The organism is Nocardia sp. NPDC052112, from assembly GCF_040680135.1.
In the GTDB taxonomy this organism is placed as follows: domain Bacteria; phylum Actinomycetota; class Actinomycetes; order Mycobacteriales; family Mycobacteriaceae; genus Nocardia.
On the sequence record NZ_JBFAWD010000048.1, the window covers coordinates 1 to 26,560 of the forward strand.

The 26,560-nt window shown below is 66.5% G+C and carries 25 protein-coding genes and 1 pseudogene; 5 read left to right on the top strand and 21 right to left on the bottom strand.

Annotation, left to right across the window (positions count from 1 at the left end):
* From AB0L58_RS41950 to AB0L58_RS41960, 3 genes and pseudogenes are all read right to left on the bottom strand, one after another.
* Positions 1 to 251 (bottom strand): annotated as a pseudogene (locus AB0L58_RS41950) (1-acyl-sn-glycerol-3-phosphate acyltransferase); the annotation flags it as partial.
* 5 nt (positions 252 to 256) lie between these two features.
* Positions 257 to 1,084, bottom strand: coding sequence for a GNAT family N-acyltransferase (locus AB0L58_RS41955; RefSeq protein ID WP_364396969.1), 828 nt, complete (start codon positions 1,082 to 1,084; stop codon positions 257 to 259).
* 177 nt (positions 1,085 to 1,261) lie between these two features.
* Positions 1,262 to 2,533: an NAD(P)/FAD-dependent oxidoreductase gene (locus AB0L58_RS41960; RefSeq protein WP_364396972.1), complete on the bottom strand. Its 1,272-nt coding sequence runs from the start codon at positions 2,531 to 2,533 to the stop codon at positions 1,262 to 1,264.
* A gap of 111 nt (positions 2,534 to 2,644) precedes the next feature.
* Between AB0L58_RS41960 and AB0L58_RS41965 the strand changes: the two genes are divergently transcribed.
* Positions 2,645 to 3,502, top strand: coding sequence for a LysR family transcriptional regulator (locus AB0L58_RS41965; RefSeq protein ID WP_364396975.1), 858 nt, complete (start codon positions 2,645 to 2,647; stop codon positions 3,500 to 3,502).
* Between the two features lie 38 nt (positions 3,503 to 3,540).
* Here the strand turns inward: AB0L58_RS41965 and AB0L58_RS41970 are convergent, their stop codons facing one another.
* The 9 genes from AB0L58_RS41970 to AB0L58_RS42010 form a co-directional block, all read right to left on the bottom strand.
* Positions 3,541 to 4,302 carry an ABC transporter permease gene (locus AB0L58_RS41970; RefSeq protein ID WP_364396978.1) on the bottom strand — a complete coding sequence of 254 codons (762 nt, stop codon included), beginning with the start codon at positions 4,300 to 4,302 and terminating at the stop codon, positions 3,541 to 3,543.
* Complete coding sequence (locus AB0L58_RS41975; protein ID WP_364396981.1) at positions 4,299 to 5,321, bottom strand: ATP-binding cassette domain-containing protein; 1,023 nt, start codon at positions 5,319 to 5,321, stop codon at positions 4,299 to 4,301. Before AB0L58_RS41975 ends, AB0L58_RS41970 begins: the two co-directional genes overlap by 4 nt.
* A gap of 56 nt (positions 5,322 to 5,377) precedes the next feature.
* The gene (locus AB0L58_RS41980; protein ID WP_364396984.1) at positions 5,378 to 5,998 is read right to left on the bottom strand and encodes a PadR family transcriptional regulator; all 621 of its coding nucleotides are present in this window, start codon (positions 5,996 to 5,998) and stop codon (positions 5,378 to 5,380) included.
* Positions 5,999 to 6,242: 244 nt separating this feature from the next.
* Complete coding sequence (locus AB0L58_RS41985; RefSeq protein ID WP_364396987.1) at positions 6,243 to 6,806, bottom strand: hypothetical protein; 564 nt, start codon at positions 6,804 to 6,806, stop codon at positions 6,243 to 6,245.
* Positions 6,807 to 6,847: 41 nt separating this feature from the next.
* On the bottom strand, positions 6,848 to 7,729 hold the full coding sequence (locus AB0L58_RS41990; RefSeq protein ID WP_364396990.1) for a hypothetical protein: 882 nt from the start codon (positions 7,727 to 7,729) through the stop codon (positions 6,848 to 6,850).
* A gap of 74 nt (positions 7,730 to 7,803) precedes the next feature.
* On the bottom strand, positions 7,804 to 8,424 hold the full coding sequence (locus AB0L58_RS41995) for an MspA family porin (protein ID WP_364396992.1): 621 nt from the start codon (positions 8,422 to 8,424) through the stop codon (positions 7,804 to 7,806).
* A gap of 558 nt (positions 8,425 to 8,982) precedes the next feature.
* Complete coding sequence (locus AB0L58_RS42000) at positions 8,983 to 10,236, bottom strand: glycosyltransferase family 4 protein (protein WP_364396994.1); 1,254 nt, start codon at positions 10,234 to 10,236, stop codon at positions 8,983 to 8,985.
* An 11-nt stretch (positions 10,237 to 10,247) separates the two neighbouring features.
* Positions 10,248 to 11,780: a glycoside hydrolase family 57 protein gene (locus tag AB0L58_RS42005; protein ID WP_364396996.1), complete on the bottom strand. Its 1,533-nt coding sequence runs from the start codon at positions 11,778 to 11,780 to the stop codon at positions 10,248 to 10,250.
* Positions 11,777 to 12,580, bottom strand: a complete 804-nt coding sequence (locus tag AB0L58_RS42010) for a class I SAM-dependent methyltransferase (RefSeq protein WP_364396999.1) — start codon at positions 12,578 to 12,580, stop codon at positions 11,777 to 11,779. The genes AB0L58_RS42005 and AB0L58_RS42010 overlap by 4 nt, the downstream gene beginning before the upstream one ends.
* A 192-nt stretch (positions 12,581 to 12,772) precedes the next feature.
* Between AB0L58_RS42010 and AB0L58_RS42015 the strand changes: the two genes are divergently transcribed.
* The 3 genes from AB0L58_RS42015 to AB0L58_RS42025 all read left to right on the top strand — a co-directional run bounded on the left by AB0L58_RS42015 (position 12,773) and on the right by AB0L58_RS42025 (position 14,928).
* A complete protein-coding gene (locus AB0L58_RS42015; RefSeq protein WP_364397002.1) occupies positions 12,773 to 13,558 on the top strand; it encodes an electron transfer flavoprotein subunit beta/FixA family protein in 786 nt (261 codons plus the stop codon).
* Positions 13,559 to 13,590: 32 nt separating this feature from the next.
* Positions 13,591 to 14,547, top strand: a complete 957-nt coding sequence (locus tag AB0L58_RS42020) for an electron transfer flavoprotein subunit alpha/FixB family protein (RefSeq protein ID WP_364397005.1) — start codon at positions 13,591 to 13,593, stop codon at positions 14,545 to 14,547.
* 171 nt (positions 14,548 to 14,718) lie between these two features.
* The gene (locus AB0L58_RS42025) at positions 14,719 to 14,928 is read left to right on the top strand and encodes a hypothetical protein (RefSeq protein ID WP_364397010.1); all 210 of its coding nucleotides are present in this window, start codon (positions 14,719 to 14,721) and stop codon (positions 14,926 to 14,928) included.
* Here the strand turns inward: AB0L58_RS42025 and AB0L58_RS42030 are convergent.
* Positions 14,925 to 15,470: a DUF1697 domain-containing protein gene (locus AB0L58_RS42030; RefSeq protein WP_364397016.1), complete on the bottom strand. Its 546-nt coding sequence runs from the start codon at positions 15,468 to 15,470 to the stop codon at positions 14,925 to 14,927. The genes AB0L58_RS42025 and AB0L58_RS42030 overlap by 4 nt on opposite strands.
* Before the next feature lie 88 nt (positions 15,471 to 15,558).
* Complete coding sequence (locus AB0L58_RS42035; protein ID WP_364397019.1) at positions 15,559 to 16,308, bottom strand: acyltransferase; 750 nt, start codon at positions 16,306 to 16,308, stop codon at positions 15,559 to 15,561.
* Positions 16,309 to 16,605: 297 nt separating this feature from the next.
* On the opposite strand from AB0L58_RS42035, the gene AB0L58_RS42040 reads away from it, so the two are divergent.
* A complete protein-coding gene (locus tag AB0L58_RS42040; RefSeq protein WP_364397022.1) occupies positions 16,606 to 17,967 on the top strand; it encodes a PQQ-binding-like beta-propeller repeat protein in 1,362 nt (453 codons plus the stop codon).
* A 313-nt stretch (positions 17,968 to 18,280) separates the two neighbouring features.
* Here the strand turns inward: AB0L58_RS42040 and AB0L58_RS42045 are convergent, their stop codons facing one another.
* From AB0L58_RS42045 to serB, 7 genes are all read right to left on the bottom strand, one after another.
* A complete protein-coding gene (locus tag AB0L58_RS42045; RefSeq protein WP_364397025.1) occupies positions 18,281 to 19,453 on the bottom strand; it encodes a class I SAM-dependent methyltransferase in 1,173 nt (390 codons plus the stop codon).
* Entirely contained in the window at positions 19,453 to 20,430 is a 978-nt protein-coding gene (locus tag AB0L58_RS42050; protein WP_357468191.1) for a class I SAM-dependent methyltransferase, read from the bottom strand. Before AB0L58_RS42050 ends, AB0L58_RS42045 begins: the two co-directional genes overlap by 1 nt.
* A 616-nt stretch (positions 20,431 to 21,046) precedes the next feature.
* A complete protein-coding gene (locus AB0L58_RS42055) occupies positions 21,047 to 21,823 on the bottom strand; it encodes an enoyl-CoA hydratase-related protein (RefSeq protein ID WP_364397030.1) in 777 nt (258 codons plus the stop codon).
* A 17-nt stretch (positions 21,824 to 21,840) separates the two neighbouring features.
* Positions 21,841 to 22,611: an NUDIX hydrolase gene (locus AB0L58_RS42060; RefSeq protein ID WP_364397044.1), complete on the bottom strand. Its 771-nt coding sequence runs from the start codon at positions 22,609 to 22,611 to the stop codon at positions 21,841 to 21,843.
* 241 nt (positions 22,612 to 22,852) lie between these two features.
* Entirely contained in the window at positions 22,853 to 23,686 is an 834-nt protein-coding gene (locus AB0L58_RS42065) for an ABC transporter ATP-binding protein (RefSeq protein ID WP_364397033.1), read from the bottom strand.
* 411 nt (positions 23,687 to 24,097) lie between these two features.
* The gene (locus AB0L58_RS42070) at positions 24,098 to 24,856 is read right to left on the bottom strand and encodes a peptidyl-tRNA hydrolase (protein ID WP_364397036.1); all 759 of its coding nucleotides are present in this window, start codon (positions 24,854 to 24,856) and stop codon (positions 24,098 to 24,100) included.
* A 79-nt stretch (positions 24,857 to 24,935) separates the two neighbouring features.
* A complete protein-coding gene (serB, locus tag AB0L58_RS42075) occupies positions 24,936 to 26,159 on the bottom strand; it encodes a phosphoserine phosphatase SerB (RefSeq protein ID WP_364397039.1) in 1,224 nt (407 codons plus the stop codon).
* Positions 26,160 to 26,560 lie beyond the last annotated feature (401 nt).

A 26,560-nucleotide genomic window follows, 5' to 3' on the forward strand; every position in this document is an offset into this window, starting at 1 on the left:
ACACGCAACCGAATCCCGAGACAGCCCAAAACCGTTCGCGCATACCGCCGCTGCAACTGTTCGCGCCGTCCACGCGGCATAACGACATTGACAACGGGAAAGCTGATCAACAATCCGGCCACGCCGAGTAGTCGGCCGATCACCCGCGCGGTGCCGATCTCATCGACCGGATCGATACAGCCGGGTCCACAGGGACTCGACGGCATCCAGGCGTGCGCGGTGCGCTGTGCGGGCGGCGCGTCGAACACCATCTGACTCACCGTCCCCCGTCGAGTGCATTGGCGGCGTCTTGTAATCGGTTGAGGTAGCGGGTGTTGATCGTGTCCAGACCGAGCAGCGCGACGAAATCGGCGACCGCGAAATCCGGATCGTGCGCGGGCTCGCCGCAGATCTCCGCACCGAGCCGCAGGTAGCCGCGCAGCAGCGGGGGCAGCTTCGGGCGCGCGGGCGGTGTCATCTCGTCCAGCGTCAGCCCGTCGACCACCACCGGGCGGTACGGGTGCACCCGCCGCTCGGGATCGGATCCGTGCCGACCGAGCAACATATCCCGCACGCCGCGCACATTCACACCGGCCGGATCGGCGGGAGTGTCCTGCATGGGCACCGAGACGCAGCCCATCACCCACTCGTATCCGGTGAGCTGGATGTAGTGCAGGATGCCCGCCCACATGAGGGTCAGCACCGAACCGTTGCGGTGGTCGGGGACCACGCACGCACGACCCATCTCCACCATCCGGTTGCCCTCCGGATCCAGTTGGGCCAGATCGAATTCGGTGGCCGTGTAGTAACCGCCCGCGGCGGTCACCTTGTCCGGCGGCAGCATGCGGTAGCAGCCGACGAATTCCTCGGTCCGGTCGTCGCGGACCAGCAGGTGATCGCAGTGCTCGTCGAAACGGTCCGCGTCCAGACCCGTTCCGTTATCGGGAATGTGGAAGCCGGGCTCACTGGCGAAGACCCCATAGCGCAGGCGCTGGGCGGCCAGCCGGTGCGCCGAATCGGACGAGACGACCAGCGAATACCGAGACCGTTCCGCCCCGGAGTCCGTCGGTCGAGCCGGGGCTGTCAACACGGACGAAATAGTCATATCCGTGATGAAGCCAGTCCGAAACTGCGCCGGAGCAACCTCGAAGTGTCGCCTCGATGCCGGTTCGGTGAACGAGATGATGATCACACCGAGCGTTCACCGAACTGTCGCGTCGCGTTCCGTCTCCCGCATCGCTACCGCCGTCTTTTGCCTGATCTGTGACTTTTTCGGAATAGATCAGGCGGCGTCGCGCTCCGATATCCGCACCGGATCCCGCACCGTGTCCACCTCGTCGAAACCCGGACGACCCGAGCCGATGAAGGCGACGAGCCACGAGGCGACAGCAGCGAAGCGATTGCGGAACCCGACCAGGTACAGCAGGTGCACCGCGAGCCACATGGTCCACGCGATGATGCCGCGGAAGGTGATGTGCTCATTGAGTTTCACCACCGCGCTGAACCGGCTGATCACCGCCATGCTGCCCTTGTCCCAGTACTTGAACGGGGTGCCGGGGAGCTGCTTGCGTCGGATGATGTCGGCGGCGTGCCTGCCCTCCTGCATGGCGACCGGCGACTGGCCCGGATAACCGTTGAGCGAGGTCATATCGCCGATGGCGTAGATATCGGCGTGTCCACCGACAGTCAGATCCGGATTGATCAAAAGCCTGCCGGCCCGGTCGGTTTCGCAGCCGGTGGCCTCGGCCAGGATCTGCGCGAACCCGCCCGCCTGCACACCCGCCGACCAGACCACCGTCTCGGCCGCGATCCGGCGCTCGATGCCCTGCTTATCCTTGACGGTCACCTTGCCGAATTCGATATCGGTCACGAAGGTGCCCAACAGCACCTCGACGCCGCTCTTGGTCAGCGATGCCTTCGCGTATTCCGACAGTCCACCGCCGAAGGGCGGCAGCACCTCGCCCGCACCCTCGACCAAGGTCACCGAAACCTCTTGGTGGTAATACCGTTTCGCGAGTTCCTTCAGCTGACCGGCCACCTCGACACCGGTCGCGCCGGCGCCGACGACCACGAAGCTCAGCAGGCGCTTGCGGGTCTCCGCATCCGCGTCCTCGGCCTCGGTGAAGACGCGTTCGATCTGTGCGCGCAGCAGCTTCGCATCGTCGATGGTCTTGAGCGAGAACGTCTTATCGGCGAAATCGTCGCGGCCGAAGTACGACTGCGAGGCGCCGGTGGCGGCGATCAGCGAGCCGTAGCGGATCTGCGTGTGCGCGCCGTCGTGCTCGTAGGTGAGCACCGCGTTGTCGGCGTCGATGGCGACCACCTTACCGAGCCGGACGTCGGCCTCCCTATGCCTGCGCAGCACCGAGGCGATCGGCGGCGCGATCTCGTGTGAGGCCAGCACACCTGTCGCGACCTGGTAGAGCAACGGCTGGAAGAGATGCTCCGGAGTGCTCGAGATGAGAACGTAATTTATGCCCGATTTGGCCAACTGCTTAGCGGCGGCAAGCCCCCCGAATCCCGATCCAACGATGACAACATCTGCGTGTTCCATGACAGCCTCCTTCTCTCATTACCAACCGTCATTCGAACCGCAGATATTTCAGGTGTTCAGGCGCATAATAGATATGACTCTTATCTGGATCGCTCATGAATTGGAGATCACGTGGAGCTTCGCCAGCTCACCTACTTCGTCGCGGTGTGCGAGGAGCTGAGTTTCAGCAGGGCCGCGGCTCGCTGTTACATCTCCCAATCGGCGATCAGCCATCAGATCGCCCGGCTGGAACGTGACCTCGGCGTGCCCTTGTTCGAGCGCTCCACCAGGGCCGTTGTGCCCACCGACGCGACCATGCGGCTACTTCCCCTGGCTAAACAGATGCTCAGTCTGGAGTCGGCCATCCGCGCCACCGTGCGCACCTCGGGTGCCCGCATCCGGCTCGCCGCCAATATGTCCTTCGCGACCCGCTCCCTCTCCGCGATCGCGGGCGCACGCGCCGCGCATCCGGATGCCGAGATCGAATTCGTCATCAAACCGTTCCGACAGCGGATCACCGCGGTGGCCGACGGCGACTGCGATCTCGCACTCATTCGCGGCAGTGTCGACGAGCCCGGTCTCGCGGTCGAGCAGCTGTGGATCGAGGACCTCGTCATCGCCACCTCCGCCGCCCATCCGCTGGCCACTCGCGACCAGGTGACGCTGGCGGATCTGAGCCAGTATCCGCTACTGCTCCCGCCCGAGCAGGAACAGATCCTGCTGCACAATGTGATTCGGGCCGCCTTCGCCGATCTGGCCGCGGGCCCCACCTTCGGTCCGCCGATTCCACCGGACCACACCGCGACCATGGAGCTGATCAATCGCCCCGACGCCTGGACCGTGCTCTACGCCGACAGCCCGACCGAGGGCCTGGTCGTACTGAAGCCCGCCCAACACCGACTACGCATTCCGGTCTCCGCGGTCCTGCGCAGCGATACCCGTCGCTCCCCGATCCTCACCACACTGCTGTCCGGATTGCACCGCCGCTGAGATCCGCTGCCACCGAGCAGATCTCAGCGGCGTCGGTGTCAGGCGTTCTCGCGGGTGAAGCTGCGGGCGCCGATCAGCATCGCCACCGCCGCGACGGCCAGGGTGAGCCCGGTCCCGAGGTACACCTCGGACGCACCGAAGTCACCACGGAACAGGGCCCTGGCCGCGTCGACGGTGTGCGAGAACGGATTCACCTTGCCGATCGTGCGCAACCAGCTCGGCCCGACGCTCAGCGGCAGCAGAATGCCGGACAGCAGCATCAGCGGCACCGCGAGACTGTTGAGCACCGAGGCCAGCACATCCTCGGATTTGGCCCACAGACCCAGGGCGTAGGATGCGGCGGCCAAACCTGCTGCCATTACCGCGATCAACAGGACCGACAGCACCACGCCGAGTGGATCCGGCCGAACTCCGAAGGCCGCCATGGCAACTCCGACGAGGACCAGCGCCTGTACGACCAGCACGACCATATCTTTGAGCACGCGCCCGGTCAGCAATGCACCTCGGCTCGCGGGCGTGACCCGCTGCCGTTCGACGACCCCCGCGCGCAATTCCGCGACAATGTTGAACCCGACATAGATGGCGCCGAACAGCCCGGTCTGGATGACCAGTGCGGGCGTCAGCAGCTTCCACGGATCGGCATCCGCGCCGAGCGACGGCGCGATGCCTTTGACCAGCGGCCCGAACAGCACCAGATACAACACCGGCTGGGACAGACCGATCAAGACCCACACCGGATTTCGCAGATTGGCCCGCAGTTGGGACCAGAAGATCAGTCCGGTCTCGCGCAGGAAACTCATGAGTGACTCGCCTCCCGCAGCGAACGCCCCGTAATGGTGAGAAAGACATCGTCGAGGCTGGGACGTTTGACAGTGAGCGCACCTGGCACGAGACCGCGCTCGTCCATGGCACGCAACAGGGGTACGACCGCGGCGTCGCCGCGATCCACGGTGAGATGCACCAGCGTGGCACCGATCCGGTCCGCACCCACCTCCTCCGAACGCACCAGCGAGCGCACCTCGAGCACTGACTGGGCGACCTGGAGTGCGAGATCGGCATGGCCGTCATCGATTTCGAAGCTCACCACATCACCGGAGATGCGGCGCTTGAGTTCGTCGGGCGAACCCTCGGCGACGATGCCGCCGTGGTCCATGATCAGCAGGCGGTCACACAGCGCGTCGGCCTCGTCGAGATAGTGGGTGGTGAGCACGATCGTGGTGCCGCGTGCTCGCAGGCGCCGGATGTGCTCCCACAGATTCGCGCGACTCTGCGGATCGAGGCCGCTGGTCGGCTCGTCGAGGTAGATCAGCGTCGGCCCGTGCACCAGGCCGAGCGCGATATCGACGCGGCGGCGCTGACCACCGGAGAGCTGGTTGCACTTGCGCCGACCGAGGCCGTCCAGGTCGAGCGCGACGAGCAGTTCTTCGGCATTGTGCGTGGCCTGCGCCTTGCTCAGCCCGAAAAGTCTTGCCTGCAATACTAATTCGTCGATAACCGGGGCATCGTCATTGGTCATTCCGCCCTGGGCGACGTAACCGATGCGGGAACGCACGGTCCGCTGTTCGGCCCGTAGATCCGCGCCGGAGATAACCGCCTCGCCCGCGGTCGGGGCGATGAGGGTGCTGAGCATCCGCAGCGTCGTGGTCTTACCCGCGCCATTGGGCCCGAGCAGCCCCAGGATCTCACCCTCGTACACATCGAAGTCGACGCCCGTGACCGCTTGGACGGGGCCGCTTTTGGTTTCGAATGTCCGCGCCAGTCCGCGCACCCGGATCACCGAGGTGCGGATGCGATCGCGAACGGAGTCGATCGTTTCCACCCGAACAACGGTAGAAACGGCCGACCAAATAGTCAAGCTTTACTATTCAGTCTTGATCAATCAATGATCGCGCTGCGGCCGTCGACCCGCGTGGAGAACCGCCCCCAGACCTCCAGTTCGCCACTCTCGATGCGCTCCAACGTTTTCTGCGACCACCGCAGATCGGCCCGGATATGTTCGGAGGCCAATCGGATCGCATCGGCGACATGATGCGGTTCGGTCTCGGCCGGATCGCCGCTACCGGCCATGACGCGACGTTCCTCCCGATCGAACTGCTCGAGTTCAGCCTCGAATTTCTTGATCCGACTGCGCAGCGCGGCAATGACCTCGTCCCTTGGCGCCTGTGGCAGCAGCGCGACCGCCGCGGCATACGGATGCTTCGGCTGCTCGGCATCCCACAGTGCATCGCGCAGCATCTGCGCGAAGACCTTCTCCCCCTCGGCGGTCAGCCGATAGGTCGTGCGCTCGGGTCGCGCACCGTCCTGTCCGACGCCCTCCACCGCGATCAGCCCGTCGCGCTGCAAGGTATTCAGCGCGCCGTACACCGAGCCCGGCTTCACATTCGCCCAATTGTCCGCCCGCCAGGACAGCAACTCGCGCCGAACGTCATAACCGTGCACCGGCGCCAGCAGCCGCACCACGGCAAGTACCAGCATCCGAGTCGTAGGAACAGCCATATCCGCAGGTTATCCCACCCGGACGCGGCCATATGAAAACGCAAGTGGCCCCGGCCGTTACCAGCCGGGGCCACTCGAGCAACGTAGCCTTTCAGCCCTTTGGGCCGTCACGACTTTGGTCAGCAGCAGAACAGTTCGCCGTTTGCTGCCGCGGTCGCGTGCCGATGTCAGGTTCTCGCGAGACCGTACCGCCATCGCCTCCGTGAGCGAACCTCGAGCAGCTGGCAAGTCGGGTTCAGTGGTGTCAGCCGAGCAGTTGCTTGAGTTTTTCGGCGACCCGGGTGCTGATCTCGATTATCTGGGCGGCTTTCCAACCGGTCACTGTGATCGTGGTGTGTGGGGTGTGAACGATGATCTGCCGGATACTGGCGATCTCCTCGGTCGTATCTCCGGAATCGGCGTCCACAGCCAGTGCGCCGATGGCGTCGGCGGCACGGAGCCGTTCGGTGTCGATGATTTCGTAGGGCGGGTATTGGCCGGTGTAGACCTTCCCGGCGCGGATACGCTCGACTTCGTCGGGTGAAGTCGGCTCCGGTTCCATCCGCACTTGGAGGCTGCGCGGCCCTCCTTCTTCCTCCCAGGCGCAGCCGACTGTGCCCTCGGGCAGGTCTGGATCGTTCTCTTTCGGCCACACCCGTAGGCCGGTCAGATGGTCGCCGATCAATTCGGCCACCGCCTGGCAGTCCAGGGTCCGTACTGCGGGAGCTGGTTGGTTGCCCACCGGATTCACCTCGTCGTTGCTGGTTGCCTTGCTGCAGCCGGTGACCGCTGCGATGAGGATGATCGCAGCGGCGACCGGCCCGGTCATGCTGTGCGCTTGGATTCTTGTCGTCGCTCGACGGTGTCGGGTCATTGGCATCGGGGTTTGTCGAGGTTGGGGAAGGCGGTGATGATGCGGCCGCTGTTGGCGTCGATGACCACGTTCGACCATTGCATTTTGCCGGTCAGCGTGCCGTCTTTCTTGACGTACTCCACCAACTCCAACCCGAGAACATAGGTGTTGTTTTCCAGGTTGTAGCAGGCCACGCTGGGATTGCGCAGAGTTTCCTCGATGGCACGGTCGGCGTTGTCTCGCCAGTTGTAACTGCGGTCGGTCGCCGCCCACTTGTCATCGTGCTTCCGCTTCTGGAGGTGTCGGAAGCCATAGTTGTCGTTTCCGCAGTACAAGACCGACTGGCCTGCCACGAACACCTTGTCGCCGACCCTGATCGTCCTGCGATCGAAGGTTCGGACCGTCTTGTCCTCGGGACTGTGGATACCGCAGGCGCCCCACGTCTTGGTCTCGTGCAAGAACGGCTCGATAACGTCACGAGGTCGCGGGAGTTGTTCGGGCGGCACTCCGAACGAGCAAGGAGCGCCGACCGGATGACCGGGCAGCGCGGGCGGGATGTAACCCGGAACCGGGATGATCGCCTGGCATGGATCCGGGGCCGGAAGCGGGGGTGGCGGGGTCAGCGCGGCGGCCGGCGGCGCAGCTGTGGTGGTGGGGGAAGGTGGCGTGCTGGGGATCTGGGTTTGTGGTCCGGGGACCGCGGGTACCGGCGGGGTTGGTGGCCCGAGCGGTAGGTTCGGAAGTGTGGGTTCTTCGATTTCGGGGAAGTTGCCGAAGCATGGCCAGCCCGGATGCATGATCTGCCAATCCGGGCAGGGAATGTAGGGGTTGATCGGTTTGGCCTCGGCGCGTGGCGCGGTGCGGGTTCCGACCGCGACCATGCCGAATGCGATCAACACAACCGCAACCGCTACGAGCAGGCCGACGTAGCGTCCGAGTCTGGATGGTCTCCGGTCCGTCGACATCGCTTGTCTCACAGATAGATCGGATCGCCGTACACGGCTAGTGAGTTGTCCGCGGTGGGTGTGGAGATGTGCACCTGGGCGTAGGAGCGCAGGCTGACCGGGCCCATACAGCCGTCGATTTTGATGTGGACCTGGTCGGAGGTAATCGATCCATGCCGACCAGCGAGAGGTTTGGTGCCGAACGGGATGTCGGTGATGGTGCCCGGCTTGAGATAGACCGTAGGCGTGATCGTCGCGCTGCCACCGACACCGGAGGTCACGCCGATGGTGATACTAGGACCGATGGCCAATCCTATTGCGGCGCCGTTGGTGACATCGACCTGACAGCCGATCTGATAACCCAGACCGATAGTGCCGGAGTTCACCGGCGCGCTCCCCATGCCGTCGATGTCGGCGACCGCTTTGAGGCTGACGAACCCTTCCCTGGTGAACAGGGTCGCGGCCAGGTTCGGATATCGATCGATGCTTTCGTCGGTCTTGGTGATCCGCATCTGCCAGCCGTCGTCGGTCGCGACCTCCCGTGACTTGTCCGCCAACGGCTCGGCAGCCGCCGCACCGCTCCCGACGACGCCGACCACCGCACTGGTCAGCAAACCGACCAATCCCACAATCGCACCCCGAATTCGCATGAACATCCCCTGTGTAGATACGTCCGAGCAACCCCGAATGGAGCCGGATTTACTTGCGCTACAGGCGAATCCCCGAGAAGACCCCCCTTCGTGGAAGAACGTTAGCACTACCACGAGCCCGCTTCCAGAACTGCGCCGCACCGAAGTAAAGACGCGGTGGTGATCTCGGACATAGTGAAGAGCGCACCGCTCGCGTACACGATCGGCGGCCAATGTGCATGTGGCGCAGCCATGAGTCCGCGCATGTGATGATCCTGGATCCGATGGATTCAGCTGCGATGTGTCCACACCGCGCAGCCCTGACGAGTCGCTGGCCTCAGCTTTGCACTGCCATCCAAGCAACCGAGGAGTCGCTGATGCTGCAGGTTCATTGCGTCCAGCGCCAATGTCGTTGCCGCCGTGTACCTCTCCGACGCGTACGGCCCCGGACCGGAGTCCGAGGCCGTGTAATAGGGCCGGGCGTTATCGGCCCCGCTGGGTCTCGACCGCTTCGGTCAGCGGCGGTACCGGCCGCGAACCCATCCGTCGGACCGGCCCGCTGTCGACGGTCCAGCGGCGCTACTTCGGATCGCGCTCGGGGAGGGGGCGTTCGATGATAGTGGGTCGGCCGAGCGGATTGCGGACGCGACGTTTGGCCGAGGAGTAGACCAGGGCGGTTTCGGCGGCCACGACATCCCAGGCGAAGTCGGCGGTGAGGCGTTCGCGCGCGGCGTAGGCGCGGTCCTGGGCGGCGGCCGGATCGTCGAGGGTGGCGCGCACCGCCTCGACGATGCCGTCCACATCGGCCGGTTCGAAAGATGCGCCGGTGACGCCGTCGATGACGGCCTCACCGAGACCACCAGCGGTGGAGGTGATCAGCGGGGTGCCCGCGGCGGCGGCCTCGAGCGCGACGATGCCGAAAGGTTCGTAGCGGCTCGGCAGCACGATGGCATCGGCGCCGTGCAACCAGCCGAGCAGTCCCTCGTGATCGAGCTGACCGGCGAAGGTCACCGCACGCGCGACCCGATGCACCCGTGCGCGTTCCCGCAGCCATTCGAACTGGGTGCCGATACCGGCGATGGTCAGTGTGGTGCCGGGGTGGGCGCGGCGAATACGCGGCAGCGCGGCGATCGCGTCCTGCACGCCCTTCTCGTATTCCAGCCGACCCACATAGAGCAGCCGCGGCGGACCGGTGCGCGGTGCGCGCGGCCGAAAGGTCCACGCGCCCACATCGATTCCATTGCGGATCACCGTCATCGGCACCCGCTCGGGCCCGTAGAGCCGCTCAACCTCATCCTGCATGGAGGTCGAGCAGGTGATCAGCGCGTCCGATTCATTGGCCAGCCACCACTCGACCGAATGCACCTGCTTGTTGACCCGACCCGAGACCCAGCCGCTGTGCCGCCCGGCCTCGGTGGCGTGGATGGTCGACACCAGCGGCACGTCGTAGTACTCGGCCAGCGCGATCGCCGGATGTGCGACCAGCCAATCGTGCGCGTGCACGACATCGGGGACCCAGCCGTCGCCGATGCCGGGCTTGCCGAGCGCGACACCCGCGCGGACCATCGCGTGCCCCATGGCCAGCGTCCAGGCGAGCATGTCCTCGCCGAAGTCGAAACACGGCGGGTCCTCCGCGACCGCGACCACCAGCACGCCCTCGGCGATGAAGGAGTGGGTGGGGTGGGTCGAGGAGTCGGTGCCGGAGGGCCGGCGGGCGAGCACGACCACTTCGTGACCGGCCGCGGCCAGCTCGACCGCCAGGTGATGCACATGGCGGCCCAACCCACCGACCACAACTGGTGGGTACTCCCACGACACCATCAAGATTTTCATGAATGTCCTTATCAGGCGGAGTCTCGGTCCGCGATCGCCAGCCGTCGGGCGTCCAGACTCGGGAAGAACCCGTCGGCCGCCCCCCATCCTGCCGCCAACTGGTGTGCTTTGGCGACTTGGCCCGCGCCTACGGCGGCAGCTATTTCCCGCACGGCGTGCGCGTGTCGGTGCGCGCGGTCGCGTGCGTAGCCGGCCGCGGAGTCCTTGCTGACCATGAATGCCCAGTCGCTGGAGACGGTGAGGATGGCCTCGCGCAGCAGCTGATCGGCAACCGGGTCGCGCAGCGCGGGGCCGCCGTTGGTGGCCCGCATCTTGTCGACGGTATCGAGGGTGAGTCGGACGATATCGTCGTTCAGTTCCACCAGGTCTTCGACCTGGTCACCGGCCCACACCCGCCAGTCCTTACCCGAACCCCAGGATGAATCGGCCAGCGGCACCGGCTCGCCGACGAACCCACGCGCCCTGGCGTCGGCCAGTGTGCCGACCGTAACGCCCGCCTCGGGCAATGCCCGCAACACCTGGGCGAGCCACTGCGGACCCTCATGCCACCAGTGCCCGAACAATTCGGTATCGAATGCGGCGACGACCAGGGCCGGACGTCCGATACGCGCGGATTCCTCGATCAGCCGTTCGCGCACGGTGCGCACGAAATCGTCGACATCGCGAACCACCGCCGCGGCTGCCAGTTCCGGGTCGTACGGAGCCTTGTCCGGTCCGGCGACCGTTTTGCCGGTGACGCGCGCGGGTTTGAGACCCGTCGCGTGGTCATAGTGATGAAAGTCACGGTACGCACTCTGGCCCGGATAGCCGGACTTGGGCGACCAAACCCGGTAGCTCACTTGCAGATCCCGCCCGAAGGCCACCACATCCGATTCCCGGACCGGGCGGCCAAGGGTGGTATCGCCGCGCAGTGCGGGTCCGTCGACCATGAAATGTGTCACACCGACGGCCGCGTATCCGGTCTCCATACCGGGGGTGTAGCCGCATTCGGGCGCCCAGATGCCGGTCGGGGTGTGGCCCCAGCGCTGCCGGGCATCCACCAGGCCCGCGCTGAGTTGGAAGGCGCGCAGCCGCGGATGCAGCAGCGGCTGGAACGGGTGCGCGAGCGGGCCGCCGAGCAATTCGATGGCCTCGGCGTCGATGAGCTGTCGCCAGACCGGCGCCGCGCCGTGGCGCCAGTGCTGTTCGAATTCCGCCAATGCCGCGGCGGCCAGCCGGTGCTCATGCCTGCCGAGCGCGATATTGCCCGCCATCGCGGCCTCGTCGGCGCGCAACTGCCAATTACCGAGCCAGTGATGCATGCCCGCAAGACAATGCGGATCGTCCAGCTGGGCGGCGAGCACCGGCGTGATGCCGAGGCTGAGCAGATGGGAACGCCCCTCGGCGGCCAGGGTTCTCAGCACATCGACGACCGGCAGGTACGAGGCGGCCCAGGATTGGTAGAGCCATTCCTCGCCGACCGGCCAGCGGCCGTGGTGGGCCAACCAGGGCAGATGGGAATGCAGGACCAGCGTGAACTGGCCGGGAACCGCTTGTCTACTCAAGGCTTCACCGCGATGGCGACCAGATCGAGGCTCGCATCGATATCCTCGGTGCGCAGTGCGAAATCGTCGATGGCGATCGCGGCGACATCGGCGGTCAGCTCGGCGGGCCACGGCTCACCGGCCAGCGCGCGCTCGATCTGCGCATCGATGAACGAACCACCGTGCTTGGCATCCAAGGCCCGCAGGGTCGGTCCGTGGTGCACACCGGTCATGAGTGTGACCCGGAATCCGGCGTCGACGAGCAGTTCGGTGAGTTCGTCGGCATTGAGTTCGCGAGTGTGGAACGGGTTGAGCGGGGTATCGCGGCCGGGCGAGAAGGTGATCCGGTTGGGCGTGCTGATCAGCAGTTCGCCGCCCGGACGCAGCACCCGCAGACATTCCCGGATGAACTGGCCCTGATCCCAAAGGTGTTCGATCACTTGGAAATTCACCACGACATCGACCGATTCGGCCTCCAGCGGCAGCGCGGCGAGGTTGCCCTGGATCATCTCGACGCGCGGATAGCGGGCGCGCACATGCTCGACCGCGCTGGTGTCGTAGTCCAGGCCGATCACTTTGGTGGCCACATCGGCGATCATGTTCGCGCCGTAACCCTCCCCGGATCCGGCCTCCAGCACCGTCTTTCCGGCGCATCGCGCGAGCAGGCGCGCGTACACGATCTCGTGCCGACGGAACCAGTAGTTCTCCTCGGCGATACCGGGTACGGTCCGCTCGCCGGTCAGCGGCAACGGCTCCACGGCCGACTCGGGAGTAATGCCCGGGGTTGGGCCCACTGCGGCAGGGATCACAGCCTCGCTCATCGCTCCGACGTTACTGGTACGACGGCCGCACATTATCGCCAGGACCACCGTTGTGAGAGAGAAGCAACTAAGTTACCCATGAGTAACTTAACGTAGGGTAGTGTCACGCCCTGAGCTACAAACAAGGACGTACGGCCGAGCTCGTGCGACCACCACACACGTGTAACCAGAACAGGAGGTCGACGAAGACCGATGCCGAACATCGTCGTACTCATCAAGCAGGTTCCCGACACCTGGTCCGAGCGCAAGCTGACCGACGGTGATTTCACCCTCGATCGCGAGGCCGCCGACGCCGTCCTCGACGAGATCAACGAGCGCGCTGTCGAAGAGGCGCTCCTGATCAAGGAGGCCCAGGGCGGCGAGGTCACCGTGCTGGCCGCCGGTCCGGACCGGGCCACCGAGGCCATCCGCAAGGCGCTGTCCATGGGTGCCGACAAGGCTATCCACATCAACGATCCGGCGATCCACGGCTCCGACGCCGTGCAGACCGCCTGGGTGCTGGCCAGCGCGCTGGGCCAGGTCGAGGGCGTCGAGCTGGTCATCGCGGGCAACGAGGCCACCGACGGTCGTTCCGGTGCTGTCCCCGCGATCATCGCCGAGTACCTGGGTCTGCCGCAGCTGACACACCTGCGCAAGCTGACCGTCGACGGCGACAAGATCACCGGTGAGCGCGAGACCGACGAGGGCGTGTTCAAGCTGGAGGCCACCCTCCCGGCCATTGTCAGCGTTACCGAGAAGATCAACGAGCCGCGCTTCCCCTCCTTCAAGGGCATCATGGCCGCGAAGAAGAAGGAAGTGCAGACCTTCACGCTGGCCGACCTGGGCGTCGACCCGTCGACCGTCGGTGTCGCCAACGCGGGCACCGCCGTCACCGGGGCCACCCCGAAGCCCCCGCGCACCGCGGGCGAGAAGATCGCGGACGAGGGCGACGGCGGCACCAAGATCGCCGCGTACCTGGTCGGTCAGAAGATCATCTGATCCCGCCCGAGACTGCTTAGGAGAGAACACAAATGGCAGAAGTACTTGTGCTCATCGAGCACGCCGACGGTGCGATCAAGAAGGTCAGCACCGAACTGCTCACCGCCGCGAGCGCGCTCGGTGAGCCCGCCGCTGTCGTCACCGGCCCGGCCGGTACCGGCGAGAAGCTGGCCGACGCGCTGGCCGCCGCGGGTGCCGCGAAGATCTACATCGCCGAATCCGACGACGTCGAGAACTTCCTGGTGACCCCGAAGGTCGACGTGCTCGCCGGACTGGTCGAGTCGGTTTCCCCGGCCGCCGTGATCGTCGCCGCCACCGCCGAGGGCAAGGAGGTGTCGGGCCGCCTCGCCGCGCGCATCGGCTCCGGCCTGCTCGTCGATGTCATCGACGTCAAGTCCGACGGTTCGGTCGTGCACTCGATCTTCGGTGGCGCGTTCACCGTCGACGCCAAGGCCACCGGCGACGTGCCGGTGATCTCGGTGCGCCCGGGTGCCGTCGAGGCCACGGCCACGGCCGGTGCGGGCGAGAAGGTGACCGTCGAGGTGCCCGCGCAGGAAGAGGGCGTCGTGAAGGTGACCTCCCGCGAGCCGGTCGTCGGTGGCGACCGTCCGGAGCTCACCGAGGCGGGCATCGTCGTATCCGGCGGTCGCGGTGTCGGTTCCGCCGACAACTTCGCGGTCGTCGAGGCGCTGGCCGATTCGCTGGGTGCCGCCGTCGGCGCCTCGCGTGCCGCGGTCGACTCGGGCTACTACCCTGGCCAGTTCCAGGTCGGTCAGACCGGTAAGACGGTCTCCCCGCAGCTGTACATCGCCCTGGGCATCTCCGGCGCCATCCAGCACCGCGCCGGTATGCAGACCTCGAAGACCATCGTCGCGGTCAACAAGGACGAAGAGGCCCCGATCTTCGAGATCGCGGACTACGGCATCGTCGGCGACCTGTTCAATGTCGCCCCGCAGCTGACCGAAGCGGTCAAGGCGCACAAGGGCTGATAACGCCCGGCACTGTCGTACGGCCCCGGACTACGGTCCGGGGCCGTACGCGTCGGCGAGGTAAACGGCGGCAACGACAGTTCTTCACCGTCGCGTTCGTGCCGTCGCGAAAATCGTCACCCGGCGAATACGCGGCGACCATGGCCGCGGTCAGCGAGATCACCGCCCGCAGTGGTCATCAGAATCGGACCAGCCGATATCGACCGCGACGACCGCACGGTGTTCGCCGAGTACTTGCCGCTCCCACCTGCGAGTGATCCCGCCGCGGACCTGATGCTGCACCTGATCGCGCGCCAGCTACCGGCCGACTTCTACCCACTGGATCCGGGCCGTGAAATCGACAAACCTCGGGCCCTGACAAAGTCGGTGACAGTGCGTTAGCTCTCCATCTTCTTGACGATCTTCTGGATGGTGAGCCAGGTGCGGGTGGTGATCTCCTTGCTGTAGGTCTTCTCCATCCAGGCCATGAAGTTCGGGGTGCGCGGTTCGGTGTTGTCGATGACCGCGAGCACGACGCGGGCGGCGCTGTCGTAGCCGACGATCCGGACGCCCGGTTCGGTGTGCTCGCGCAGCTCCTCGGCGACATTCGGCGGTGCCTGTTTGAGGAAGGTCGCGATGAGGTAGGTGCCGCGACCGTGGGTGAGGCCCGGAAACGGATCGGTATCGAGCAGATCGCGCAGTTCGTCGTAGCTGCGCACGATGGTGCCGCCGGGAATGCCGAGTTCACTGTTCAGCGCGTCCTGGATGCGGGCTTCCAACTCCGCGACACCGGTGGCCGGGGTACGAAAGACCACATTGCCACTGGCCAATACCGTGGCGACCTTCTCGAATCCGAGCCCCTCGAACACCCCGCGCAGCTTCTCCCCCTTCATATTGGGGTTCGTCGGCATGATCCCGCGCAACAGCGCCGCGTACCTGTTCATGCCGTGACCGTACCGACCGGCACCGACGCGCGGCGTCCGAAAGAGCACGAGCCCCGGGTCCAGTCCGGATCCCGGGGCTGGGTGGCGCTTATGCCGACTGGGTGGCGCCGTTCTTCTTGCGCTCGATATCTTCCAGCGCGGCAATGTATTTGGCGCGCTCCTCGGCACCGGCCTCCCAGGTCGCCTTGCGATTCTTGACGACCTTGGCCGGCGCACCCACGGCAATGCTGTAGTCCGGGATCTCGCCCTTGACCACCGCATGCGCGCCGAGGACGCAGCCGCGGCCGATGCGGGTTTCGCGCAGCACGGTCACCTTGGCGGCGATCCAGGTATCCGGACCGATGCGAACCGGGCTCTTGACGATGCCCTGATCCTTGATCGGCATATTGATGTCGTCCATGCGGTGATCGAAGTCGCAGATGTAGCACCAGTCCGCGACCAGCGTGGATTCACCGATCTCGATATCGAGGTAGGTGTTGACCACATTGTCCTTGCCGAAGACGACCTTGTCGCCGATGCGCAGCGAGCCTTCGTGGCAGCGAATGGCATTGCCGTCGCCGATATGCACCCAGCGGCCGATCTCCATCCGGCCCAGTTCGGGGGTCGCGTGGATCTCGACGCGCTTGCCGAGGAAGACCATGCCGCGCAGCACGATATGCGGATTGGCCGCCTTGAATTTGAACAGCCGGTAGTACCGCACCAGGTACCAAGGCGTGTACGCCTTGTTCGCGAGGACCCAGCGCAGCGATGCCAGCGTCAGAAATCGCGCCTGCTGCGGATCCCGGCGGCGCGAGCCGCGCCACCGCGAGCGCAACGGTGCGCCCCACATGCTCGTCACGAACTCATCTCCTGTCCTGGTCCTTCCGTCGTGACCCGGCCCGGTCGCGACCGATTGAGCTTATCCGGCGCTACCCGACGGGGTCTGGCCAGCGTACGCACCGAATCGAACGGCGGCCGAACCTGCCGGGTATCGACGCGGTCATAAACACGGCCGGGACCCGTACACCGCCGAATGTCCCTCCCGTACAGTGACTGCTGCGCCGCCGACGGCGGCCCGAACGTCCACACGGGCGACTCGACCCACGTGGTGCGTGTACCCGGGGGTCGACACACTTTGGTCTCGTCCGGGCGGCCTATGACGACAGGAGTGCAGCAGGTGCGAAGCGGCGGCGTACTGGCCAATCCGGCGCGCGGGCTGATCTCGTCCCGGCTACGGACGGCGGCGGCACTCGCCGCGGTCGGCGCGCTGGCATTGGCGGGCTGTGGCACCGATGTCGACGACATCACCGTCGGGTCGGGTAAGGGCTGGACATCCGCGCACCACGACGGCCACAACACCGGCGTCAGCCCGGTCACCGGATCGCGCAAACTATCGCTGAGCTGGTCACGCCCGGTCGGTGGGCCGATCGAGCAAGCCGTCACGCTCGGTCCGGACGGACAACTCTTCGTGACCACCGTGGCCGCGGGCAACTGCGCCATTCTCTCGCTGCAGATGCCGACCGGTCGCAAGCGCTTCTGCAATCCGCTCGGACCGAATGGGATCTCCGCGCCGACGGTGGTCGACAGCGGCACCAACGCATATGTCGGCGACGACGGCGGATTCAGTGCCTTCAACTCGATCGGCCAGCCGCGCTGGCGAACTCCCGTTGCGGGCGTACCGGTTTCGGCGCAGTTCACCGGCGACGGGAATATCCTGACGATCACCCAGTCCGGTCAGGTGGATGTGCTGAGCCGCCAGACCGGCGGGCGCGTCGTCGCGACAACTCAGTTGCTCGGCGATCCCGATCTCCTGGACTACCCGGATCTCACCCGACCCGCATCGGGGCAAGGGCTCGACGACTGCACCACCGGTGGCCCGCAGTGCCCGGTCGCCAATATCGCGCCGATCGACACCGCCACCGGCCGCTTCTTCGTCACGCTGTGGAAGCCCGGTAGGCCGACCGCCGCCCTCGTCGCATTGCGCTACGCCGACAATAAGATCCAGCAGGAGTGGAGCGCGGAAATGCTCGCCGAGGGCAGCGCGACCAGCCCGACGCTATCCGCCGACGGGCGCACCGTCTACGTCGGCGACAACTCCGAGCGTCTCATCGCGGTCGACGCCGCCGACGGCCGGACCAAATGGGTGCAACCGCTGGATTGGGCTCCGCGCGGCGGCATTTCGGTATCCAGCGACGGCCTGATCATCCCGGCCGGTGACGACGGCCACCTGCTCGCCCTGCGCGATAAGGGCGATGCCGCCGAAATCGCCTGGGAGCGTAAGGACCTCACCCTGCGCGGCACCCCCGTCCAGACCGCGGGCGAAACCGGCTACACCGCCGCCGCCATCGGCGACGGCATCAACCTGATCACCTTCGACACCAAAACCGGTACGACCGTCGACTCCGACGTCCTCCCGGATGCCAAGGGCACCACCACCGGCACCTCGGTCGGCCCCAACGGCGAAGTGGTCCTCGCCACCCGCATCGGCGAAATCTTTACCTACAAACCCGAGAAGTAGGTACCAGGCCGCGGCGGCAGACATCGAGAGCAGCGCGGAGTCAAGGGTGGCTGGGGTACCCGAGGCGGCGAGTCCACGGCATCGGGGCGGCAGGGTCGCAGCGCAATCGTGAACTCTTGACCGGCATGGATCCGTGGCGAGAAACGCCGAGAGCAGCCCGCTACCAACACATTCTCAACCCCAGCGAGCACGTATGGGGGCGCTCGCGAGTTCACGCAGCCGGGGACTGCTGGGGCGGAGCCTGATCCTTTTGATCAGGATGCATCCATGCGGGAAACGTCGGGAGCGGTCCGCCGCTATCGGATTCTCGAGTTCATGCGACGGGTGGGGTGGCGCAGAGGAACGCGGCGGCGGTGCGGGAGAGGCGGGTGAGGATGAGGGTGTAGGGGTGAGTGCCGCGGAGTTTGAGTCGTTTGCGGAGAGTGTCGGGGTCTATGTCCAGGCCGCGGATGCGGATTTCGAGTGGGCCGCAGTTGCGGCGGGACAATTCTTGGCGGAGGGTTTTCTCGCGGAATTCCAGGCGGTCCAGGATACGGAAGCCGCGGATGCCGTGGGGGACGGTATCGCCGGTCAGGTAGGCGATCTGCGGATCCAGTTGCCATAGGCCGTGCTCGGCGGCGTAATGGCGCACCAGACCGGCGCGGACGATGGCGCCATCGGGGTCGATGATCCACTCGCCCGGGGGCTGGTCTGGAAGCTCGTCCGGGGCGGCATCGGTGTAGGCGGCGGATTCGCCGCGCGCGGTGAGGACGGTCGCGCGGCGGGTGACGCCGCTGTCGGACAGGCCCGGCGACCACAGGCAGGCCTCGCGGACCGCGCCGTCGAGGGAGACGACCTCGATTTCCCCCGGCCAGTTCAGACGGTCGAAATCCAGTCCGGGAGCGCACTTTACGGCCAGGTCGCGGCCGGGATAGGCGGCCAGCAGATCCGGCAGCGGGGGTTGCAGCCGCGCCGGATCGTGGGTGCGGCGACCGTCCGCACGGCGAGCGGGATCGGCGATGACGACGGTGCCGGTGCTGCACGGGACGAGGGCATCGGCCTTGGCCAGCAGGACATTTCGGGATGCGGCGAGATTGTGGGCGGCCATGGACAGGCGCACGTCATCGAGGTCGCTGCCGAGTACCGATGGGCAGGTGCGGGCCAGCTCGGCGAGTTCCGCGCCGATCGAGCAGGTCACGTCGTGTACGGCGCGTCCGGACAGGCGCGCGGCACGGTGCCGGGCCACCAGCGTCGGTGTCGCCTGTTGCAGTGCGTCATCGGTGAACAGCCACTGCTCGGTATCGACGAGTTTGGCCGCGGCGCGACGGCGCAGGCGCACCGTTTCCACGAGTGCGCCGGAGCGCTCGCCGAATTCGCGACGCACCCGCTCCAGATCGCGCAGATGCGTCGCGGGAGTCAGCTCCAGCCGGTCCACCTCGGTCAGCGCGGCGCTACCCGCCGCACTGCCGAGGAAGACGACATCCTCCCGGCCGAAGCGATAACCCACTACCTGGCGGCAGCGCCCGGCTTCACGCCGGTGATCATGGCGTTGTAGAAGAACTGGCGCGGCACCACCCGACGCATGACGTTCTCGTCCAACCAGCTCAGTCGCAGCCACGCGCGGTACATCGCCATCCGGTAGCCCATGGTCAGCTTCTCCTCCGGCACGGCCGCCTCGAAGGTGCGCACCGGCCAGCCCCACAGCGCCGCCGCGAACTCCTCGGTGCTCGCCTTGACCTCGGTGGCGCCGGCACGCCGGGCCATGGCCTCCAGATCGCTCGGATCGAAGGTGTGCAGGTCGACGACCGCCTCCAGTGCCGCGGCGCGCGAGGACTCGTCCAGTTCGGCCTGCGGACGCCGCCAACCCGACAGTGCGGGCAGCTTGGTCACTGTGGTGGTGGCCTTCCAGGTGATACGGCCGAGCCAGCGGGCGTAGAAGTTGCCGGCGGTGGTCGGTTCACCGGCGAAGACGAAACGCCCGCCCGGCTTCAGCACCCGCAGACACTCCTTGAGCGCCAGTTCCACATCGGGGATGTGGTGCAGCACCGCGTGGCCGACGACGAGGTCGAAGGTGTCGTCCTCGTACGGGATGGTCTCGGCGTCGGCGACCCGGCCGTCGACATCGAGCCCGAGGTTCTCGGCATTGCGCAGCGCGACCTTCACCATGCCCGGCGACAGGTCGGTCACCGAACCGGATTTCGCGACGCCACCCTGCATGAGATTCAGCAGGAAGAAGCCGGTACCACAGCCCAGTTCCAGCGCACGCTCGTACGGCAGCGGCGCGGGGCCGACCGCGGCATCGAACCGGCCGCGGGCATAGTCGATACAGCGCTCGTCATAGGAAATCGACCATTTGTCGTCGTAGGTCTCGGCTTCCCAGTCGTGATAGAGCACCTGGGCGAGCTTCGTATCCTTCAGCGCTGCTTCGACCTCGGCCTCGGTGGCATGCGGGTTCGGCGCCGGGTCGTCGGGGTGGACCGTCATGGTGGGCAAGCCTAGCCAACCCTCCGCCGCACGTCTGCAGCGGACCGGTGAGTAGGAACTAATTCCGCTCCACCGCGCCGGCCCCCGAGATTCGTTCTGGTTCCGGACCCGCCCGATGATCTCCCCTGGCACCATGACGCTGGCTGGATGCAGCCGGCAAGCTGGGCTCGAGCCGAGTACGCGATCAACGAATACCGCGGAATTCACATCACCCGACGTCCAGGAACGTGTTCCTGTTCAAGGTTCTCATCCGCCTTGGACGCACCATTGCTCACCGATCCGATCGCGGCGATGCCGGTCCTGGACTACCAACCGGTAACCGACAAGCCCGAAAACGTCAGTCGGACAGATCGATGCCACTGCATCCGCCCTCCCGCCAGGGCGCGATCGAGCCCGGCCGACAGATCGACCGCAAGCCCGGCAACGACGCCGACCCACAGCCCACCCCAACCCAACAGTCCGGCCCGATCATGGATCGAGCCCGGCCAGCTCGCCTCGCAGGACCCGTATCGCTGACGAGCGGCGCCGCACCGCAACCGTCGAGCCGGAAAGGACGTCGGTGCTCGTGCCGCAATATCAATGGCCCAGCAGGGCGCGATCGACTCGGGCCGGGCGGTCAGCGCCCGACGAAGGTAGCCGAACCCGGACCGTCGGCCAGATAGGACGCCGTGCCGATGCTGCGGTCTTCGGTGGTGAAGAGGGCAGTCCATTCGGTGCGGGCGCGATCCAGGCCGTGCGGGCCCGCTTCGAAGACGGACTTGGCGGCGGCGAGGGCGCGGGCGGGGCCGTCGGTGAACTGCTGGGCCCATTGCATGGCGGCGGTGTAGACGTCGTCGGGGGCGACGACCTCGTCGACCAGGCCGAGTGCGCGGGCCTCATCGGCGTCGACGAAGCGGCCGGTGTAGACGAGATCTTTGGCGGGGCCGGGTCCGATCAGCAGCGACAGGCGGCGAATGCCTGCGAGAGGGATGAGGCCCGCTTTGATCTGTGGCAGGCCGAGTTTGACGTTGTCGCCGATGATGCGGCGGTCGGCGGCCAGGGCGAGTTCCAGGCCGGCGCCGAGGCAGTAGCCGCTGATCGCGGCGACGGTGGGCTGGGGCACCTTGGCCAGGCAGCCCAGTGCCGCCTGCAGGTCGACGGCCATGGCTTCGGCCTGATCCGGGCCGAGCCCGGCGAGTTCGGCGAGGTCGTCGCCCGCGCAGAAGACCCGCTCGTCGCCGTAGACGACCAGTGCCGCGACCCCGGGCCGCGCGGCGACATTCGCCGCCGCCTCGGCCACCTCGCGCACCAACTGGGCATTCAGCAGGTTCAACGGCGGGCGGTCGATACGGAGTACGGCAACGCCACGGACGGCGGGATCCTCGGGCAACTCCAGGGTCACGAATTCGGCCATGGCAGAAACCTACTGCCTCACGGACGGGCGGACCCTCTGAGCCTGCTGGTATCCGGCAGTCCGGCGAAGTACCGCTGGTTGTCCGGGAAATGGAGCACCTGCCGCCCGTTGTCACCGGCGAGCACCGGCATGATCGGTTCGATCGCCTTGTCGACGGCCAGAATCTCCGCCGTGGAAGCGAATTGGGCAATGGCATCCAGCTGCGACCAGGTCGGCGGCAACAGCACATCGGTACCCGCGCGCCAGCGCTCGAGCTCCTCCGCCGCGGTACGCCACTGCACCTCGGCGGCCTCGGAGGTGGCGCCGTCGGCGAGCTGCCCGTGCGGCAGCACCGCGACGAAGAATCGGGTGTCATAGCGCCGCGGCTCGATCACCGGGGTGATCCAATTCGCCCACGGCCGCAGCAGATCCGCCCGCAGCACCAGCTTCTCCTCGGCGAGGAAGGCGGCAAGCGACACCTCACGCTTTTCCAGCCGCTCCCGGGCATCGTGGTAGCCCGTGGTATCGGAGACGACGGTTTCGGCGGTCGGCCCGGCCAGCAGCACACCGCATTCCTCGAAGGTTTCGCGCACTGCGGCCGCGACCAGCGCCTTGGCCCTCGGCTCGGTGGTGCCGAATTTCGCGGCCCACCAGGCGGGTTCGGGTCCGGCCCATTCGATATCGGCGGTCCCGTCCGACGGATCGACACCGCCGCCCGGGAAAACGGTCATACCGGCGGCGAAGGCCATCGCCCCGACCCGGCGCTGCAGGAACACCTCCGGTCCGACGACACCGTCACGCACCAGCATCACCGTCGACGCGTCCTTGGGCGACGGAATCGGCTGCGGTGCGTCGTTCGTCTCACTCACGACTGCGCCTCGCTGACGCTCGGCTCCGTCGTGCGCGATTGCACGCTGTGTTGATGATTCACTCGCTGACGCTCGCTCATGACTCCGCCTCGCTGACACTCGCTCACTGTTGCACCCTAACGCGCGCTTGGTTTACGGCGTAATCCAGATCACGGGGCCACGCAGAATCACTGGACCCAGCTCAGCGCGAACGGTGCCGCCCCAAGCGCCGCGCGCGCCGCGCGAAGTAGCGACCATCGACGCGATCCAGCGCGATCGATTGACGGAAGGCCTCGCTCAGGTTCTCGGCGGTGAGCACATCCGGCAGCAAACCCTGTGCGACGACCGCGCCCTCGTTCAGCAGCAGGCCATGGGTGAAGCCCGGCGGAATCTCCTCGACATGGTGGGTCACCAGCACCATGGCGGGTGAATCGGGATCCGAGGCCAGATCGCCGAGGCGTTCCACCAACTCCTCGCGACCACCCAGATCCAGACCGGCGGCGGGTTCGTCGAGCAGCAACAGCTCCGGATCGGTCATCATCGCGCGGGCGATCAGTACCCGCTTGCGCTCCCCCTCCGACAACGTCCCGTAGGTCCGATCGGAAAGATGTTCGGCGCCGAGGCTCTCGAGCATATCGATGGCGCGATCGGTATCCACGTCGTCGTAACGCTCGCGCCATCGACCGAGAACCGCGTAACCGGCGGAGACCACCAGATCGCTGACCTTCTCGTCGCGCGGAATCCGGCTGGCCACCGCGGCCGAGGACCAGCCGATGCGGGGTCGTAGCTCGCTGACATCGGTTTTGCCGATCACCTCACCGAGCAGATGGGCAATGCCCGAGGTCGGATGTACTTCGGCGGCGGCCATGCGGAGCAGCGAGGTCTTGCCCGCGCCGTTGGGTCCGAGGACCACCCAGCGTTCGTCGAGCTCGACCTGCCAGGTGACCGGGCCGACGAGGGTGTGACCCGAGCGTCGGATGGTCACGTCGGTGAAATCAATGAGCAGATCGGGATCCGGTTGCGGCACGGGCTCCATCTTGGCTCAATTGCGCGGTGTTCGTACGACCGACCCATGCCGGTAGCCACGACGTGGCCATTCGTCCGCGACGACGTGCCGAAGCGGACGGTACACGCGCCGCTCCCGGCCGGTTTTTCGGCGGCTCGTCGTTGGAGCGAAACATCCGTGCGACGATCAGCGCCAGCGGAATCGAACAACCTACCCAAACGGCGAGTATCACCAACAGCGTCGTCATCTTGATGGCCTCCGGCGTGTGGCGTGCGGGCGGTCCTCTTGCGTCGAACGTACCCAGATCGGCCTCAGGTGAATCCCCCTATGCCGAACAGCGAAACATCTACACCGCGTAATCGCTTATGGGACCCGCAATGTGAATCGGGGGCGCGGCGAATCACCTGGGGTGCGGCGTCGGCGCACTCAGTATTGTCCCGTCTATCCGGGTACCGCAATCACGGTTATCGATCCCGGAGCGACCTCGGTGAAACCGGCATCACGCACCGCGACGGCCTGTCCGCGCGACACCTGCTCACCCAGCGACGCCCACCGCTGCGGTCCGGATTCGCGCACCGCGCACCGGAACTCGCGCTGTGACCACCGCAGTGCCTCGTCCACGGTGAGCGCGCCGGCCAGCAACATACTGGCATGGCCGACCTGAGCCGCGGCCTTGCCGAGCGTCATGCCGAGTTTCGCATTCACCCACAGCACCGGCAGATCGGGATCCGCGGGTCCGGGATCGTCGTGTTCGAGGTCGGTGCCATTGATCTGCAGCCGTTTGATCCGCGGATCGACCTCGCCGACCGGCCCCGGCACGAATGCCCGTGCCTGCGCACCGTCCACCTCGACGGTCACCCCGTCGACGTCATCGGCGGCCAGCCACTGCGCACCGCGCGCCCGCCGCGCCACCTTGCGGATCCGCGACCGCTTCCAGGCCAGGAACCGCTGCTCCCACACCCCCTCGGGCCCGACCCGCTCATCCAGGCACAACGCCACCGTGGCCGCCGCCGCGGCCTCCAGCAGCGCACTGCGGCGCGGCGGATCGACCTTCGGAATGTGCAGCACCATCTGCATGGCCTGCACCATGACGGGATCCTCGGGATCGCCGAGACCGCCGTAGCCGCGCGCCAGCTCCGCATGCCGAATGCGGAATCCCTCGACGCCCGTTGCCAATTCGGCCTCCGGGATACCCGACATCACGCCACCTCGATCGTCAACGAAAACCGCCGCGCAGGCGCGACAACCCCAGCGAGCCTACCGACCGCGCCGATGTGGCTCAGCTGCCGACGAGCGGAACGCGGCGGATTCCGCCGTCGCGGGCATCGGCGGCCTCCACCTCGTCGCGGGTCACGCCGAGGATGAACAGGACGGCGTCCAGGTAGGGGTGCGAGAGGGCGGCATCGGCGACCTCACGCAACGCGGGCTTGGCATTGAAGGCGACGCCGAGCCCGGCCGCATTGAGCATGTCGATATCGTTGGCGCCGTCGCCGACGGCCACGGTCTGCTCCATCGGCACCCCCGCCTCCGCCGCGAATTTGCGCAGCGCGGTGGCCTTGAAGGCACGGTCGACGATCTCCCCGACCACCCGACCGGTCAGCTTGCCGTCGACGATCTCGAGCGTATTCGCCTGCACGAAGTCCAATTCCAGTTCGTGCGCGAGCGGTTCGATCACCTGGCGGAAGCCGCCCGACACCACACCGCAGCGGAATCCGATGCGACGCAAGGTCCGAATGGTGGTGCGCGCGCCGGGAGTCAGCTCGATCCGGTCGGCGACCTCCGCGATCACCGATTCGTCCAGTCCGTCCAGCGTCGCGACCCGCTGACGCAGCGATTCGGCGAAGTCGATATCACCGCGCATGGCCGCCTCGGTGACCTCGCGGACCTGATCCTCCACCCCGGCATGCGCGGCGAGCATCTCGATCACCTCACCCTGGATCAGGGTCGAATCGACGTCGAAGACGATGAGCCGCTTGGCGCGGCGAGCCAGTCCGGCCCGCTCCACCGCGACGTCGACCCGTTCGGCGACCGCGACCTCGGCCAGGGCCGTGCGCAGCCGGGCATCGGAATCGGGTCCGGTGTCGGTCGCGGTGACCAGGAGTTCCATACCGGTCACCGGATAGTCGGCGATGCCGCGGATGGTATCGATATTCGCGCCGAGCGCGGCGAGTTGACGGGAGACGGAACTGAAGGCCCGCGCGGTCACCGGCGCGCCCAGGATGACCACCGCATGGGTGGACATCGGCTGCCTGCCGATCTGCGCGTCGACCTCGACATCGACATGCATGCCGACGGTATTCATCGCCTCTTCGAGCTCGTCCTGCAGCGCCTCCGGATCGCTCGGGCAGGTGACCAGCACGCCGAGGGTCAATCGGCCGCGGATGACGACCTGCTCCACGTCGAGCAGGCTCACATGGTGCCGCGACATGGCCGCGAGCAGCACGGAGGTCACACCGGGCCGGTCGGGTCCGGTGACGGTCACGAGAACGGTGGTGTCGGCCAACTGAGCTGCTCCAAGTTAGTTGTTTGCCGTAGCTGTGCTGGACCCCGATGTCGCAATGCTGCGGTTGATGCTTCTCCCACAAATGAGTGTGCACCCACTGATGACCAGTAGGTGCACACTCATCATGGCGAGGCTACTGCATAGCCGGGTACCTCTCTGGCGGACGACGCAGTTTGCTCACTCACCTGGAAGGTTCACGCTATGCGCGCGTGGACGGACGAATGTCCGGCCACCGCCTAGTGCTTTGCCAGGGCGTCTTCGTGTACCTCGGTCGCATGTTTGCCGGAACCCCAGCCCACATGCGCCTCGGCGCGCATCCGCTCGACCATATGCGGGTAGTGCAGCTCGAAGGCCGGACGCTCGGACCGGATGCGCGGCAGTTCGTAGAAGTTGTGCCGCGG